This window comes from Thalassobaculum sp. (assembly GCF_040219215.1).
In the GTDB taxonomy this organism is placed as follows: Bacteria; Pseudomonadota; Alphaproteobacteria; order Thalassobaculales; family Thalassobaculaceae; genus Thalassobaculum_A.
Genome location: NZ_JAVJSX010000037.1, coordinates 1 through 14757 on the forward strand (window position 1 = coordinate 1; position 14757 = coordinate 14757).

A 14757-nucleotide genomic window follows, 5' to 3' on the forward strand; every position below is an offset into this window, starting at 1 on the left:
GGTGATCAGCGGCGAGGTCAGGCCGAAAATGGTCTGTTGGTCGACTCGCCGGGTCAGTTCGACGCCATTGACGATGTTGCCCCACTGGTCGGAGCCGCCCATCTGCAGCACGCACCCGTAGCGGCGGCGCAGCTCCAGGAAGTCGTATGCCTGCAGGATCATGTAGTTGAACTCAAGAAAGCTCAGCGACTGCTCGCGCTCCAGGCGCAACTTTACCGAATCGAAGCTGAGCATCCGGTTGACCGAGAAGTGCGCACCGAAGTTCCGCAGGAACGGGATGTACTCCAACTTGTCCAGCCAGTCGGCGTTGTCGACCATGACGGCGTCGGTCGCGGCGTCGCCGAAGGCGAGGTATTTGTCGAAGACCTGCAGGATGCCGGCCTTGTTGCGGGCAATATCCTCCTCGGACAGCAGCTTGCGCGCTTCGTCCTTGAACGACGGATCGCCGACCTTGGAGGTGCCGCCGCCCATCAGCACGATCGGCTTGTGGCCGGTCTTCTGCATCCAGCGCAGCAGCATGATCTGCAGCAGCGAGCCAATGTGCAGGCTGTCTGCAGTGCAGTCGAACCCGATGTATCCCGTGACCATCTTGGATGCGAACTCGGCGTCCAGGGCTTCCAGGTCGGTGCACTGGTGAAAGAAGCCGCGATCGATGATCGCCTTCAGGAAATCGGAGCGGGGCGTCGTCATGGTTCGGGTCCGTCTTGCAAGTCCGCGCGGGGCGACGGGATGTACCACACGCGGCGCTTGCCAGTCGACCATCGGCGCGGGATGGTCGACGGATGGAATCCTCCGATCTGACCACCACCATCGGCCTGATGAGCGGCACGTCCATGGACGGCATCGACGCGGCGGTGATCCGCACCGACGGGCAGCTGCACGTCGAGTCGGGGCCGGCGGTGACGATCCCCTATGACGACGACTTTCGGGCGAAGCTGCGCTCGGTCCTGGGCGAGCGCGGCGATGTCACCGGGGTCGAACGCGAACTGACGGATCGGCACGCTGCCGCCGTTCGGCGCCTGCTCGATGAAGCCGGACTGGCCCCGGAGTCGGTCGACATCGTCGGGTTCCATGGTCACACCATTCGCCATGAGCCGGACAGGGGCATCACCCGCCAGATCGGCGACGGTGCCCGGTTGGCGGCGGCACTGGGCATCGATGTGGTCGACGGCTTGCGCTACGCCGATGTGGCGGCCGGCGGTGAGGGTGCGCCGCTGGCGCCGGTCTACCACCGGGCGCTGGCCGGCGGCCTGGAGCGACCGGTCGCCGTGCTGAACCTGGGCGGAGTCGGCAATGTCACCTGGATCGGCCCCGGCGACGACGATCTGTTGGCGTTCGACACCGGGCCGGCCAACGCCCCGCTCGATGACTGGTGCCGGCGGATGACCGGTCAGCCGTACGACGCCGGCGGCGTGCTGGCGGCCGGCGGGCAGGTCGATCGTCGCCGACTCGACCGGCTGATGGAACACGCGTATTTCGGCCGGAAACCGCCGAAATCCCTGGATCGGGACGAGTTCGCCTCGATTGCCGACAGTGCGACGGCTGGATTGGGCGCCACGGATGGAGCGGCACTGCTGGCGGCGTTCTCGGTGGCGGCCGTTGTCCGTGCCGTTGATTGGCTGCCTGTCCGACCGGCACGCTGGATTGTGTGCGGCGGTGGCCGTCGGAATCCGGTGCTGATGTCAGGGCTCCGCTCCCGCCTCGGCGTGCCGGTCGATGACGCCGACACGCTGGGCTGGGATGGCGATGCGCTGGAAGCCCAGGCCTTCGCCTATCTGGCGGTGCGCAGCCGCCTCGGCCTGCCGATCAGCTTTCCCGGAACGACGCACGCTCCGAGGCCGATGACCGGTGGCCGGTTCTGGCCAAAGCGAGGGTGACGTCGGTCAGGCAGACGCCTTGTCGTGGGCGGCGATCGACTTGTCGAGATAGGTGCCGACGATGTCGGTCAACTGGTCGATCTGCTGGCCGAAAAAGTGGTTCGCACCCTTGATCACCGTGTGGGTGATGGTGATGCCGCGCTGGGCCGACAACTTGTCGACCAGCTTCTTCACCGACTCCGGCGTGACGATGTCGTCCTGGTCGCCCTGGACCATGATACCGGAGGCCGGACAGGGAGCCAGGAACGTGAAGTCGAACATGTTGGCCGGCGGGGCGATCGACACGAAGCCAGTGATCTCCGGGCGGCGCATCAGCAACTGCATGCCGATCCAGGCGCCGAACGAGAAGCCGCCGATCCAGCAGTACTTGGCGTTCGGGTTGTAGGTCTGCAGCCAGTCCAGCGCGGTCGCCGCATCCGACAGCTCGCCCTCGCCACCGGTGTAGACACCCTGCGAGCGGCCGACGCCACGGAAGTTGAAGCGCAGCGTTGAGAACCCTCTCGCAACGAAGGTCTGGTACATTGAGTACACGACCTTGTTGTTCATCGTGCCGCCGTGCTGTGGATGCGGGTGCAGCATCAGCGCGATCGGGGCGTTCGGCTCTGCAGCGTGTAGATAACGTCCCTCGATGCGTCCTTCGGGACCGTTGATCGTAACCTCGGGCATCATTTCCTCGCGACCGAACTCGGCGTAAGCGGTGCACATAGCGCGTTGGGCGCCGTTTTGTCGATTCCGATGAATGTTGGCACAGTCGGCAGAGAGTCCAGAGCGACCGTCGCGACGGTGAGCGATTGACGGCTGACGGCGCGGTTCGTACCACGTGGGCATGCAAGGGACCCGGACATGACCGCAGCGGTCTATCTCGATCACAACGCCACCACGCCGATCCGGCCGGCCGCGCTGGACGCGCTGGTCGAGACGGCTCGTGCCGTGGGGAACCCGTCGTCAGTGCACGGCGCCGGTCGCGCCGCACGGGGACGGTTGGAGGCGGCGAGAGCGCAGGTTGCAGCCCTGGTCGGACGGCCGGCGGCGCAGGTGGTGTTTACCTCCGGCGGGACCGAGGCCGATGCCCTGGCGGTACGCGGAACCAACCGAGGGCGGTGCCTGGTCTCGGCGATCGAGCATGACGCCGTATTGGCAGCCGCCGACGGTGCGAAGCGGATTGCCATCGATGCCGATGGTCGTGTCGACCTGGCGGACCTGGAGCGGCTGCTGGCTGACAGGGAGATGCCGACCCTGGTCTCGGTGATGTGGGTAAACAATGAGACCGGGGTGATCCAGCCGGTCGCCGAGGTGATCCGGCTCGCGCACGCCGCCGGCGCGCTGGTGCATGTCGATGCGATCCAGGGCGCTGGCAAGCTCGATCCCGCGCCGCTGGACGGGGCGGACCTGATGGCGCTGTCGGCGCACAAGATCGGTGGCCCAGCCGGTGTCGGCGCGCTCGTGGTCCGGCCCGGGGTCGCGGTACAGGCGCTAGCCGTCGGCGGCGGACAGGAGCGGGGGTATCGCTCCGGCACCGAGAACCTGTCGGGCATCGCCGGCTTCGGTGCCGCAGCCGAGGCGACCGGGGCAACCGGCGGCGATGAGATCGGGCGCATCCGCGTCCTGCGAGACCATCTGGAAGTGGAGGTCCTTGCATTGGCGCCGGAGGCCCGGCTGTTCGGGCAGGCGGCCGACCGGGTCGCGACGACGACCTGCCTCGGCCTGCCGGGCGTGCCGGCCGAGACCCAGGTGATGGCGCTGGACCTTGCGGGCGTGGCGGTCAGCGCTGGTTCCGCCTGTTCCTCCGGCAAGGTGAAGCGCTCGCACGTGCTGGCCGCTATGCTCGGCGACGACCCGATCGCCGGGCAGGCCATCCGGATCAGCCTCGGCTGGAACACCACGGCCGCGGACGTCGACCGGTTCATTGCCGCGTGGGCGGCGATGCGGGAACGGCTGTCGCCCGCCGCCCGATCAGATTGAATCATCAGGACCAGGACAAACCACGCAATGACCGACAGCACCGACCTCGTACCCGCCGGCACGTTCAGCGCCCGATTGATCGATGCCTGCACCGCTTCCTGGGATGCCTACACCCGTCATCCCTTCGTCGCCGGCATGGCCGACGGCGCACTACCGTCTGCGGCGTTCCGGTACTACCTGCAGCAGGACTACCTGTTCCTGATCCACTTCGCGCGGGCCTACGCCCTGGCAGTCTACAAGTCGGACACGCTGGACGACATGCGTTCCGCGGCCGCAACGGTATCCGCTCTGGTCGATACCGAAATGAAACTGCACGTTCAGTATTGCGCCGGCCTTGGTATGACCGAGGCGGAGATGGCGGCCGTTCCCGAGGACCCGGCCTGCGTCGCCTACACCCGCTTCGTGCTCGACCGCGGCCATGCCGGCGACCTGCTCGACCTTTATGCCGCCCTGGCTCCGTGTGTGATCGGATACGGCGTGATCGGCGCCCGACTGGCGGCCGACCCGGCCACCCGGCGCGGCGCCGGCAACCCTTATGACGCCTGGATCACCATGTACTCCGGCCCGGACTACCGCGAAGTAGTGCGAAAGTCGGTCGCCCAGATCGAACGGCTGGCGGTGCGGCGCGGCGGCGAGGCCCGCTTCGACTCCCTGGCGGCAACCTTCCGTCTCGCAACTGACCTTGAAGTTGGCTTCTGGCAGATGGGCCTCGACGCCGCGCACCGAAACTGACGTCGTGGTTGCTTGCGTCATACCGGTGCCCGGCCCTATATCCCCGTCATGAGCACGACCGTTCCCGATCTCGATCTCGGCCTGCCGGGGCCGCGCAGCGCCTGCCGGGTGGTGGTGGCCATGTCCGGCGGCGTCGACAGCTCGGTGACCGCCGCACTGCTGAAGGAGGCCGGCTACGACGTCGTCGGCATCACCCTGCAGCTGTACGACCATGGCGCCGCGGTGGCGCGCAAGGGGGCGTGCTGCGCCGGCTCCGACATCCACGACGCCCGCACGGTGGCCGAGCGGCTCGGCATCCCGCACTACGTGCTCGACTATGAAAGCCGGTTCCGCGAGAGCGTGATCGACGATTTCGCCGACAGCTACCTGCGCGGCGAAACCCCGATCCCGTGCGTGCGCTGCAACCAGACGGTCAAGTTCCGCGACCTGCTGGCCACGGCCCGCGACCTCGGCGCCGAGGCGTTGGCGACCGGCCACTATGTCCGCCGCGTGCGTGGCCCGCACGGGCCGGAACTGCACCGAGCGGTCGATCCCGGCAAGGACCAGAGCTACTTCCTGTTCGCCACCACGCCGGAGCAGTTGGCTTTCCTGCGTTTCCCGCTCGGCAGCATGAGCAAGGAGGCGACCCGTCACGAGGCCCGTCGCCTCGGCCTCGTGGTGCAGGACAAGCCGGACAGCCAGGACATCTGCTTCGTGCCGAACGGCAATTATGCCGAGGTGGTGAAGAAGCTGCGGCCCGGCGCGGCCGACCCCGGCGACATCGTGCATCTGGACGGCACCGTGCTTGGCCGGCACGACGGTGTGATCCACTACACGGTCGGCCAGCGCCGGGGCATCGGTGTCGGTGGCCGCCGTGACGCGGAAGGCGAGGCGGCGACCGATCCGCTGTACGTGGTCCGCCTGGACCCGGACGCCCGGCGGGTGATCGTCGGCCCACGCGAGGCGCTGGCAGCCGAGACCGTGCTGGTCGGCGAGGTCAACTGGCTGGGAGCAGCCGATGGTGTTCCGGTCTCGGGCGTGCGTGCGCAGGTCAAGCTGCGCTCGGCGCAGGCACCGGTGACGGCGACGGTGTACGGCGACGCGGCCGGCGGCGCCCGGGTGGTGCTTGAGGAGCCGCAGTACGGCGTCTCGGCCGGCCAGGCGGCGGTGTTCTATGGCGAAGATGGCGCCCGCGTCCTGGGCGGCGGCTGGATCCGCGGGATCGAGGCGCCGGCCGGAACCGTGGCGGCCTGAGTGCCTTGCCGCGGGATCGTTGACACGGCGGAGGCCCGTGCGTATATCGACCGTCCGCCGGCCATGCCGGTCTCGGTGGCGGAGTAGCTCAGCTGGTTAGAGCAGTGGAATCATAATCCACGTGTCGGGGGTTCAAGTCCCTCCTCCGCTACCACCGTTCCGCACCCAACGCCGTGGGTGCCGGTCGCTAGTTCGATCAGGGTCTCGATCTTGGTCATGACGCGCAGTTCGTACTGGCCGCGACCCTCCAACGGCATCACGTCTATTCGGTCGATGATATTGCGCAGCATGGCGCTGGCGCCCGCCTGGGCGACGTCGTCGCTTGCCAGCAGATCCAGAAGGGTGTCGATCTCGCGACGGTATTCGTCGACGGCGGCCGGGTGCAGCGAGACCACCCGGTTGTCATCGGGCTCGGCGATCTGCCGGCGCAGGATGGCCGCTTCCTGCTCCAGGTCCACCAGTCGGCGCTTCATGGTGTCGGACGCGATGCCGGCGCCGATCGCGTCGACGAGGTTGTCCATGGTCGCCTGGATCTCGCGCAGCCTCGTGGTCGAGCGCTGGTGTGTGGCGGCACGTTGCGAGCGCAGGGTTCGCCTCTCGGCTTCATAGGTTTTGATGAACTTGGCCAGCACCCGGGCGGACAGCAGGTTGCGGCGTAGGCCGCCCATGATCCGCTCGCCGGCGACCGACAGCAGGACGGTGCGATCGTTGCTGCAGATGCCACCCTCGCGCCGGGTAGCACACCGGGTCTTCTCGCCGCTGTAGACCGTCATGGACGCCCCGCAGCAGCCGCACCGCAGCAGGCCCGACAGCAGGTGCTTGGGACGCGGGCGCCGGCTGATACCGGCGAGGCCGCTATACTGCTCCTTGACCGCCTGAGCGGCCTGCCATGTGGCTTCGTCGATGATGCGCAAGGCCGGCACGTCTACGGTGATCCATTCCTCGACCGGATTCGGCCGACTGATCCGCTTGCCGGTCTCGGGGTCCTTCACCATTCGGATGCGGTTGTGCACCAGGACGCCACGATAGGCCATGTTCCAGAGGATGCCGGAACCCCGCGCCCGGTTGCCGTTGATGACGGACTTGCGCCAGATGCTGCCGGTCGGGCTCGGGATGCCGTCGGCGTTCAGGCCCTGGGCGATCACCAGCGCCGACCGTCCGGCGACATATTCGGCGAAGATCCGGCGCACGATGGCCGCCTGCTCAGGGTTGACGGTCCGCAGGCCCCGGATCGGCTCACCCTTGGCGTCGAGTTCGCGCACCACATCGTAGCCGTAGGCGAGGCCGCCGGGCGTGAAGCCGTCATGCGCCCGGCCGGACTGCCCGCGGCGGATCTTCTTGGCGAGGTCGACCAGGAACAGCGCGTTCATGGTGCCCTTGAGCCCGACATGCAACTCAGTGATCGGGCCTTCCGACACCGTGACCAGGGCGACGTTGGCGAACAGCAGCCGCTTGTGCAGGCCGGCGATGTCCTCCTGGTCGCGGGACAGCCTGTCGAGCGCTTCGGCAAGCACCGCGTCGAATCGTCCGCCCTCGCGCGCGGCCGTCATCATCGCCTGGGCCTGGGGGCGGGACTTGAGGTGCGCTCCGCTGATGGCATAGTCGGCGTAGACCTCGACCACCTGCCAGCCGTGCCGGTCGGCGTGCTCGCGGCAGAGCCGGACCTGATCGTCGATCGAGCGCTCTGATTGGTGCTCGGATGAATACCGGGCGTAGATCGCTACTCGCATGGGCCTGCCTCCCGCCGCGCGCGTTCCTCGGCGTCATGATGACGACGGGCCAGCGTTCGGGCAATCAGCACGGCGAACGCATCCACGGTCTCGTCGTCCCAGAGTTCATCCGGGTCGACTTCACGAAGCGAGGGCGCGGCGCCGTCAGGCATCGTCAGGGCGCCTCGTCGTCAGCGATTGCCCGTGCCGCCTCGACCACCACCGCGAGCGTGTCGAGGATTGCCGGATCTGCACCGGCGCGCACCGCATCCACTGCCGCCGTCATGTGCACTGACAGCGCGACCATCAGGTGGCCGACGAGGACAGAGCGGGGCGGGGTGCGGCGGGTCATGGTGTTAGCGGGGCAGCCGCCGGCCTTTGCGGCGGCCGGCCTTCGGGTCGCGGTCGAGCGTAGTGCCCACCACCTTGTAGGCGCGCTCAGTGATTGCCTTCTCGGTGCGCCCGAGGGCGGCGGCGATTTCAGCGATGGGAGCCCGGCCCCAATTGTCCTTGAGGTACATGTCCTGCGCTTTCGACCAGCGCTGAAAGACGGGGCCGTCGGCCATCACGCTTCTCCCGTGTCGATGTTCCGGTGATCGACGGTGAAGGTGTAGGCCGCGACCCACGGGTTCTGATCCCAAGCATCGGGGCCGTTGATGCTGTTCCAGAGCAGGCCGAATGCGGCGCGAGGCGTCGTCCCGGCTTGGCCCTCTGCGGCGGTCCACCATCCGCCCGCAGAACCGGACACGCCCTCCGCAACAGCGTCGGCCTCGCTAATGTCCTGCAGCCGCTGCACCCGAACGTCGGTGACGGTCAGCGTGAGGCGGGAAGCCCAGCGGGGCATGTGGATCGAGGGGCGCCATGGGCCGGGCTTCGAACGATCCCAGCCCTCGCGATAGATCGCGGCGTCGTGGTCGTTTTCCGGGCGTAGGGTCTGCTGCACGCCTTCGCTCATTCGGTAAGCGGTGCGCGGGACGATCGCGAAGGACTCCCGGACCCAGAGCCGGTCGCCGACGGCGTAGCGCTGTGCCGCCGCAAGCGTCTTGCGGTCCTCGCCATCGGGGAAGTCCCAGATGTTGTCGAGCACCAGATGCTTCCAGCACCACATCCGATGATCGCATTCCCAGAGCCGGCGGCCCCGGAAATCGTGGATCTGCTTGTGCTCGGGCTGCGGCTTCAAGATCCGCCGCGTCTGGGTCTTCCGCCCGTCGAGCAACGCTCTGACCACCGGGCCACTGAAAAGGATCGGCTTGTCACCCATTGTCATCTCCCGTGTCGATGGGGAGAGGCGGGCACGGCATCCAATGAGTCGGGTAACAGTCAGGTGACAGCCGGTCGCCGTGGATGAAGTCGGCGTGGAACCAATCGGGCGTTTCCAGCATGTCGGCGCTCGCGCCTTGGCGGATGAGTTCCTCGATCTCGCTGTCGGTCAGGAAGTCGACCATGGCAATCCAGCGAACGAGCATCACCCCGGTCCCGCCGTGCTCGCTGTACGCGAGGATCTCTGCTGCGCGTTTCGCCTCATCGTCTATCGGTCGCCACCCACCGTCCCGGAGTTCGGCGATCTCGTCTCGCAGCATCTCGACCACGGCGCGGTGGCTATCGAGGTCGGCGCGCAGCTTGGCGGCGGCTTCCTCTGCACCTTGCGCCCGGTCGAGCAGCCGTTTGACTGAGGACGCCCCACCGTCCCGGAGTCGTGCTATCTCGGCGGCTTGCTCGGCGAGAACCGCTGGCACGATTGACTTGGCGATGATGTCGCGCGGGTAGGCGCCGTCCTTGCAGCCAGCGAGCCAAAGTTCATCGGCGATTCGACGGGCACGGGACGTAATGTTGGCGTCATCGGTCATGGTCGGCCTCCGGGATGGGGAGAGCGCGGATGGCGTCGTAGATCGACCGGGCGGTTTTGGTGGCTGCGCGTTCTTCGGCGGTTTCGGGCAAGCTCACGATTACGTAGCCCGATGCTTCGACCGCAGCCGCCTCCAACGCAGCCGCGTACCCGGCTCGGTACGCATCCGCAATCCTGCTGCGGCCAGCGGCGGCCTCCAGAGCAAGCGCGCCTTCTAGGGTGGGGGATGTCATGTCAGGCGGCCTCCATCCGGTGACGGCCACTGTCGTCAATCATCAACCACGGCTTTCCGCCGAGGGGGCTTTCTTCCGTTCGAGACCCCGCGTCCGGGCCTTCTAGAATTTCGATCACGCGCCAGTTGTGGCCGTAGACCTCGATCTTGATCTTGCCCGCTTCGGCAAGCGCCAGAACGGTGTTCGTCGCTGAGATGTGCCCCATGAGACGCAAGACTTGGGCGTCCGGGCATCGGCGGCCCGCCCGGGCGGCCTTGCATAGATCCGACAGCATCGCAGTCATGCGCTCCGTGATGTCGACCATCCTCTACCTCCTACCCGGCCAACCGCCGGTACAGATCACCAGACGGGGGTCGAGCCAGGCCCGGCCCCCTCGCTGGTGACCCGTATCAGGCGGCAGCAGCGGTTGCGGGGAGGTCGATCACGCCGGTGTCGGCCAGGTGGAACAGCACGCGAGCGCAGGCCCGCACGTCGTTCATCGCGTCGTGGGCGCCCTCCATGTCCTCGCCGAAGAAGTGCTTGATGCACTCCTCGAGCTTCGGCGCCTTGAACTTGTGGCCCCAGCCGACGTCAATCATCCGCTGCGTCGGCGGCATCTTCACGATGGGCTCGGATAGACGCATGGTGCAGTGAACCGTCCAGCGGCCCTTGCCGGCGTCGCCGGTGGCCACGTCCGCCTCGCCCGGGCGGCGCATCAAGGCGGCGCGCATGATCTGCCGATCGAACGAGACGTGGTGACCGGCGACCACGGTGCAGGACTCGCGCAGCGCCGCGTACTCGTCGAGCACCTCACGGATCGGCACGCCCTCGTCCATGGCGCGCTCGTGGCTGATGCCATGGATCCGGCTGGCGTCTTCCGGCACCGTCCAGCCGTCGGGCCGGATGATCTTGTTGACCGCCGTGATCTCGTCCCGGTCCTTGCCGTACAGCACGGCCGCGAAACTGACCGGCCAGGGATAGTCCGGGTGGTCGAGTTGGTGATTGAGTTCCCGGCTCGGCAGGCCGGTTGTCTCCGTGTCGAATACCAAAATTGCCATGGTCAAAGGTCCCTTCCTGGGGCTGGTGGTCGGTGGGGTGGTCAGGTGCGCTTGAGGTTCGCGTCGAGGTCAGTCAGCAGTTCCTTGACCGCTGCCAGTTTGAATTTCTCGATGCAGTTCACGATGTTGGCGCGGTTCGCCCGGTTGAATTGGGCGAAGTGGCCGCTGTGCTGGCAGGCCTTCATCTTGGTCTGCAGGGCCTGGATGTAGCCCATCATTCGGGTCGAGTTCTTGGCGCCGGCGTCGTAGGGCACCAGCCAGTCGTCATCCGTCGTTGCGCCGGCGACGCCCTTCGTTGCACCGCCGGTGCCGTTCGATGCGCCGTAGTCATCGGCCGAGGTCGGAGGCGGCGGCTCGTCGCCGTTGGCATCGGCTGGGGCCTGCGCCTGCGTCGTCTTCTTGGGCTGTGCCGCCTCGGTCGCCTGCTGCTGGACCTGCATGATGATGCTGGCCGCATCCTCGACCAGGCCCTCGTCGATGATCGAGGCGATGACGTCGGCGTTGCTCTCCATGAAGCCGCGCACGGCGTCGGCGTTGCCGGGCTTCGCGATCTTCTCCAGGCGGCCGGTGTACTCGTCGAGCGCTTCGCTCGGGTGCTCGTACTGGCGGACCTCGCCGAGGTTATCGACGATTTCGAAGACGCGCGGATCCTCGGCGATCTCGGGGCCGTCGTCGTCGGCTTCTCCGGTGTCGGCCGGGGCGTCGTCCTGCTGGGCTTCCGGCTCCTTCGTCCCGTCGTCTTTGGTACGGCGCAGGTGGGCCGGGAGGTCTTCGGTGACGCCTTCGCCGCCATCAATGACGGGTCCGCTCGCTGCAGGTTTGCGCTTGGCGTTCTGGACGCTCGATCGGGTCGGCCGGGGTTCGGACGACGGCGTCACGTCGATCATTTGATCTTCGCGGCCGTCCTCGTTGTCGAATGGCACGCCCATGAAGATGTGCGGTAGAGCGACAGACGCGAACCGGCGCACGGCCGCGTAGCAAAGCTGGGTTTTCGGGTCGGTTGCCCAGAGTGTCGAGTTGCGCGGATGTGCTTGGCGCATCGCGAAGTCGAACCGGCGCGGCTCAACCTCGCCACGGACTTGGGCGACAACCGTCACCCCCAGCCCCTTCTCGTCCTCAGGTGTATAGGTTGGGGCGGCATAGTCGCCGCCGTTGCGGCCTTGCTTCATGGTGAACTTGCCTTGGACCGCCTCCCAGCCTTTCCGTTCAATCTCGACGGCACCTTTCTCAAGGAGGGCATCAAGCTGCGGGTCGTTGGACTGCACCCATTTGTCGGCACCGTCTTTGAGGCGCAGCTTTACTGCGCAGTAGTGCTCGTAGTGGATTCCGCCATCGATCTGTCCGGATGCCTCCAGAATCGCTTGGCACAACCGCCCCTCGTAGCCGATCCGCTTGGCGGGGGTCATGAAGGTGGCAGCGGCTACCGCCGAAGGTGAGAGCCGCCAGATCAGCGACTTCTCGACGACAAAGAAGCACGCCTCGGGCTTCCCGATCAGATGTGGCGGTACAAACCCGTCCGCCTTTGACAGTCGTTCGGCGATCCGAGTGGCGAGGGTGAAGATCTCATCGTCAAACCAGATTGCGAGCCCCGGCGTGTTGGCGGCTTCCTGGAGAAACGACAGATCGCTGCGAACAAGACCGGGCGACGATGCTTGGGTGGCGAGAGCGTGATTGTTGCTCATGGTGGTCTCAGCTCCTCCGGTTGGCGCTGCGTTGGTCGACGAAGATCCGCACGCCGGCGAGCGTCGGCGCGGGGTCGCGGGTGGTCGGGGCCTTCTCCTTGATCAGCGAGCGGATGGCCTTGTCGATCGCCTCCTGGTCGATGTACGGCCAGAGGTCGGCGGGCTTCATCGCGAGCGGGTCGACGATCTCGAAGTTCCAGAAGTCGGTCAGGGACGAGGAGCCGTAGGCGCCGCGCACGGCACCGGTCGACACCGTGCGTGCCACGCGGGCGGCGTCCTCCTCGACGTTCTGGCGGGCGGTGTTGGTCGCGTCGACCTGGGCGAGGGCTTCCTTGGCGGCCTCGCGGTCGCCGGCGGCCATGGCGTCCTGGGCGGCCTTGCGGGCGGCCTCCTCCTGGGCGGCGAGCCGCTTGCGCTCAGCCTCAGCTTCGGCGAGCTTGCGCTGTTGCTCGATCTTCTCCTCGGCCGCCTTCTTCTTCTGGTAGTCGAGCTTCATCTTGTTCAGGTCGGCGATCGTGCCGTCGAGCTTGTCGATGATCGCCGGCTTGAAGAACGCCTGCACCACGTTGCCGCGGTCGTCGTGCGGCTTCTTCTCCTTCACGCGCGCCGCCTCGACCTCGCGCTTGTCGTCGGTCAGCTGCGCGATGAAGTCCTGCACGGTCTCGACGTTGTCGGCGTCGACCGCCTTGACGGTGAGCGCGCCGGCGCGGCGGTCGAGTACGCGCTTGGACAGCGCGCCATAGCGCTCCTCCAGGTCGGCCTTGAGTTCTTCCGGCGTCAGGGCCGGGGGCCGGTTATGGCCGGCGGGCGCAGGTGCGTCGTCGTCGGTATAGGCAGCGTTCGCCATCGTATCCTCCTCAGATCAGGCTTGCGGATCGCGCCAGATCCACCGGGCGGCGCGGGTTGTCGTAGGGCGAACCGGCCACATGGGCTCGCTCGTAGGCGATCGTTTCCGCCAGCAGGTCGTAGTCGTCCTGGGACAGCCTTTGGCGTGCGACGTGCGGCCAGTAGCGCCAGATGTCATCGACACGGCCGTCGACCTCGCAGCGCAGGACGTGCGGGAACCGGTCGCAGGTCGGCTGCCACGTGTGCTCGACGTTCCACGACGTGCCGTTGACGGTGCAGGCGCACATCCTGGTGATCGACACCGGCACCCATGGGCCGTCCTTGACCAGCTTCGTGCGGTACAGGCCCGGCTCCGGGACATTGAGATCGGCCGTTTCGATGTCTCGCACGGGCCGGGCTGGCTGGCGGACGGCGAGCATCACAGCGCCCTCGGCCGCAGCGCGACGACACGGGCAACGGGCGTCAGGTCCGTCACCGGCAGGTAGACGTCCCGATTGATCCAGTCCCGGCCGTCGTGGTCGCGCACCGTCACCAGGGCGTAGGGCGAACCGGTGCGATAGGTCTGGACCGTGCCGTTCAGCACGATCGCGTCGTGCACCCGGGTGGCGTCGCAGGGCCGGCAGTGGATGCACCAGCGTACGTCGGTGCCGGCCATGATTCGGGGCGCGCTCATCGCTCAACTCCTCACAATCGCGTCAAGCACCGCCGGCACACCGAGCCCGACGATCACCGCGCAGATGCCCAGCCAAGCCAGGACCTCGTCGGGGATCAGTGCGAGCGGGTTGTGGCGGCGGGAGGGGGTCATCGCTGGCCCAGCTGCAGGAGCCAGAACCGGTCGAGCTTCGCGCCGACCTGGCTGAACTGGACAAGGTCGCTCAGGTCCGTGCTGGCCTCGATGGCGGCGGCGTGTCTCTCGAACAGGGAGACCAGCAGCGCGCGGACCTCGTGGCCTTTGTCGGTCAGTTTCAGCAGGAGAGAGCGGCGATCGTGTTTCGATCGGGTCTGCAGCAGGTGGCCGCTCTGAACCATCCTGCTGACGTTGTAGGAGACATTGGTGCCGAGGTAGTGACCGCGAGCCGTCAGGTCTCCCACCGCCATCTCGTCGTGGCCGATGCTGAACAGGATCATCGCCTGGACGTTATTGATGGTGCCGATGCCGGCCCGGTCGAGTTCTGCCTTGATCAGATCGAGGAACTGCCGATGCAGGCGCCCGGTAAGGTTGGCGGCCTCGATGTATCGGCGGGTGACGGCGGCGGCATCGGTGCGCCGCTCGCCGTGGTCGGCACGAAAGTCGTCCATTACAGTACGGCCTCCATCTCAGGGGTGATTTCCTCTTCCAGCGCAGCCTTGGCGGACGCGGCGTCCTCCAGGGCGTTGTCGAGGGCCTGCATCACGCCCTCGATCGCGTCCTTGGCGTCGGTAGTCGTGGCGGCGTCGTGCAGCGTCGAGGCGGACTGCCGCAGCGCATCGAGGCGGCGGATGATGTCTTCGGCTTCCAAGACGCGAGAGCAGCGGCGCAGGGCGATCTGGCGCAGGGCGGGCGGGTCGACACGCTCGACGATGCGATCCGGCAGACCGTGGGGGTTGCGGGCGTGCATGG

Annotated in this window: 22 protein-coding genes and 1 tRNA gene; 5 read left to right on the forward strand and 18 right to left on the reverse strand. The window is 67.2% G+C overall.

Features of this window, described 5'->3' with window-relative positions:
- Positions 1 to 690: tyrosine--tRNA ligase (gene tyrS / locus RIC54_RS23710; protein WP_350151499.1), on the reverse strand; the 690-nt coding region annotated here is incomplete at its 3' end.
- A gap of 92 nt (positions 691 to 782) precedes the next feature.
- On the opposite strand from tyrS, the gene RIC54_RS23715 reads away from it, so the two are divergent.
- On the forward strand, positions 783 to 1877 hold the full coding sequence (locus RIC54_RS23715) for an anhydro-N-acetylmuramic acid kinase (protein ID WP_350088219.1): 1095 nt from the start codon (positions 783 to 785) through the stop codon (positions 1875 to 1877).
- Between the two features lie 6 nt (positions 1878 to 1883).
- Here the strand turns inward: RIC54_RS23715 and RIC54_RS23720 are convergent, their stop codons facing one another.
- Complete coding sequence (locus RIC54_RS23720) at positions 1884 to 2543, reverse strand: alpha/beta hydrolase (RefSeq protein WP_350088216.1); 660 nt, start codon at positions 2541 to 2543, stop codon at positions 1884 to 1886.
- Positions 2544 to 2720: 177 nt separating this feature from the next.
- Here RIC54_RS23720 and RIC54_RS23725 point away from each other — a divergent pair, with 177 nt between their 5' ends.
- The 4 genes from RIC54_RS23725 (at position 2721) to RIC54_RS23740 (ending at position 5958) form a co-directional block, all read left to right on the forward strand.
- Complete coding sequence (locus RIC54_RS23725) at positions 2721 to 3839, forward strand: cysteine desulfurase family protein (RefSeq protein WP_350088213.1); 1119 nt, start codon at positions 2721 to 2723, stop codon at positions 3837 to 3839.
- A gap of 27 nt (positions 3840 to 3866) precedes the next feature.
- Positions 3867 to 4571 carry a thiaminase II gene (gene tenA / locus RIC54_RS23730; RefSeq protein ID WP_350088210.1) on the forward strand — a complete coding sequence of 235 codons (705 nt, stop codon included), beginning with the start codon at positions 3867 to 3869 and terminating at the stop codon, positions 4569 to 4571.
- A gap of 48 nt (positions 4572 to 4619) precedes the next feature.
- Positions 4620 to 5804: a tRNA 2-thiouridine(34) synthase MnmA gene (gene mnmA, locus RIC54_RS23735; RefSeq protein ID WP_350088207.1), complete on the forward strand. Its 1185-nt coding sequence runs from the start codon at positions 4620 to 4622 to the stop codon at positions 5802 to 5804.
- 77 nt (positions 5805 to 5881) lie between these two features.
- Positions 5882 to 5958, forward strand: a tRNA-Met gene (locus RIC54_RS23740).
- Here the strand turns inward: RIC54_RS23740 and RIC54_RS23745 are convergent.
- From RIC54_RS23745 to RIC54_RS23820, 16 genes are all read right to left on the reverse strand, one after another.
- Entirely contained in the window at positions 5915 to 7534 is a 1620-nt protein-coding gene (locus tag RIC54_RS23745) for a recombinase family protein (RefSeq protein ID WP_350090625.1), read from the reverse strand. The two genes, RIC54_RS23740 and RIC54_RS23745, sit on opposite strands and share 44 nt — an antisense overlap.
- Positions 7525 to 7686, reverse strand: coding sequence for a hypothetical protein (locus RIC54_RS23750; RefSeq protein WP_350088204.1), 162 nt, complete (start codon positions 7684 to 7686; stop codon positions 7525 to 7527). Before RIC54_RS23750 ends, RIC54_RS23745 begins: the two co-directional genes overlap by 10 nt.
- Before the next feature lie 2 nt (positions 7687 to 7688).
- Positions 7689 to 7865, reverse strand: a complete 177-nt coding sequence (locus RIC54_RS23755) for a hypothetical protein (RefSeq protein ID WP_350088201.1) — start codon at positions 7863 to 7865, stop codon at positions 7689 to 7691.
- 4 nt (positions 7866 to 7869) lie between these two features.
- Positions 7870 to 8079 (reverse strand): hypothetical protein, encoded by a 210-nt coding sequence (locus RIC54_RS23760; RefSeq protein ID WP_350088198.1) that lies wholly within the window; start codon positions 8077 to 8079, stop codon positions 7870 to 7872.
- On the reverse strand, positions 8079 to 8774 hold the full coding sequence (locus RIC54_RS23765) for a hypothetical protein (RefSeq protein ID WP_350088195.1): 696 nt from the start codon (positions 8772 to 8774) through the stop codon (positions 8079 to 8081). The genes RIC54_RS23760 and RIC54_RS23765 overlap by 1 nt, the downstream gene beginning before the upstream one ends.
- A complete protein-coding gene (locus RIC54_RS23770) occupies positions 8767 to 9360 on the reverse strand; it encodes a hypothetical protein (protein WP_350088192.1) in 594 nt (197 codons plus the stop codon). Before RIC54_RS23770 ends, RIC54_RS23765 begins: the two co-directional genes overlap by 8 nt.
- A complete protein-coding gene (locus RIC54_RS23775) occupies positions 9350 to 9592 on the reverse strand; it encodes a hypothetical protein (protein ID WP_350088189.1) in 243 nt (80 codons plus the stop codon). The genes RIC54_RS23770 and RIC54_RS23775 overlap by 11 nt, the downstream gene beginning before the upstream one ends.
- 1 nt (position 9593) lies before the next feature.
- On the reverse strand, positions 9594 to 9896 hold the full coding sequence (locus RIC54_RS23780) for a hypothetical protein (protein ID WP_350088186.1): 303 nt from the start codon (positions 9894 to 9896) through the stop codon (positions 9594 to 9596).
- 85 nt (positions 9897 to 9981) lie between these two features.
- On the reverse strand, positions 9982 to 10629 hold the full coding sequence (locus RIC54_RS23785; protein ID WP_350088183.1) for a 3'-5' exonuclease: 648 nt from the start codon (positions 10627 to 10629) through the stop codon (positions 9982 to 9984).
- A 41-nt stretch (positions 10630 to 10670) separates the two neighbouring features.
- The gene (locus RIC54_RS23790; RefSeq protein WP_350088180.1) at positions 10671 to 12311 is read right to left on the reverse strand and encodes a prolipoprotein diacylglyceryl transferase; all 1641 of its coding nucleotides are present in this window, start codon (positions 12309 to 12311) and stop codon (positions 10671 to 10673) included.
- A gap of 7 nt (positions 12312 to 12318) precedes the next feature.
- A complete protein-coding gene (locus tag RIC54_RS23795) occupies positions 12319 to 13158 on the reverse strand; it encodes a hypothetical protein (protein WP_350088177.1) in 840 nt (279 codons plus the stop codon).
- A 10-nt stretch (positions 13159 to 13168) separates the two neighbouring features.
- Positions 13169 to 13576 carry a hypothetical protein gene (locus tag RIC54_RS23800; protein WP_350088174.1) on the reverse strand — a complete coding sequence of 136 codons (408 nt, stop codon included), beginning with the start codon at positions 13574 to 13576 and terminating at the stop codon, positions 13169 to 13171.
- A complete protein-coding gene (locus RIC54_RS23805; RefSeq protein ID WP_350088171.1) occupies positions 13576 to 13830 on the reverse strand; it encodes a hypothetical protein in 255 nt (84 codons plus the stop codon). Before RIC54_RS23805 ends, RIC54_RS23800 begins: the two co-directional genes overlap by 1 nt.
- Positions 13831 to 13833: 3 nt before the next feature.
- Positions 13834 to 13962 (reverse strand): hypothetical protein, encoded by a 129-nt coding sequence (locus RIC54_RS23810; protein WP_350088168.1) that lies wholly within the window; start codon positions 13960 to 13962, stop codon positions 13834 to 13836.
- Positions 13959 to 14456 carry a MarR family winged helix-turn-helix transcriptional regulator gene (locus RIC54_RS23815; protein ID WP_350088165.1) on the reverse strand — a complete coding sequence of 166 codons (498 nt, stop codon included), beginning with the start codon at positions 14454 to 14456 and terminating at the stop codon, positions 13959 to 13961. The genes RIC54_RS23810 and RIC54_RS23815 overlap by 4 nt, the downstream gene beginning before the upstream one ends.
- Positions 14456 to 14755, reverse strand: a complete 300-nt coding sequence (locus RIC54_RS23820; protein ID WP_350088162.1) for a hypothetical protein — start codon at positions 14753 to 14755, stop codon at positions 14456 to 14458. Before RIC54_RS23820 ends, RIC54_RS23815 begins: the two co-directional genes overlap by 1 nt.
- Positions 14756 to 14757 lie beyond the last annotated feature (2 nt).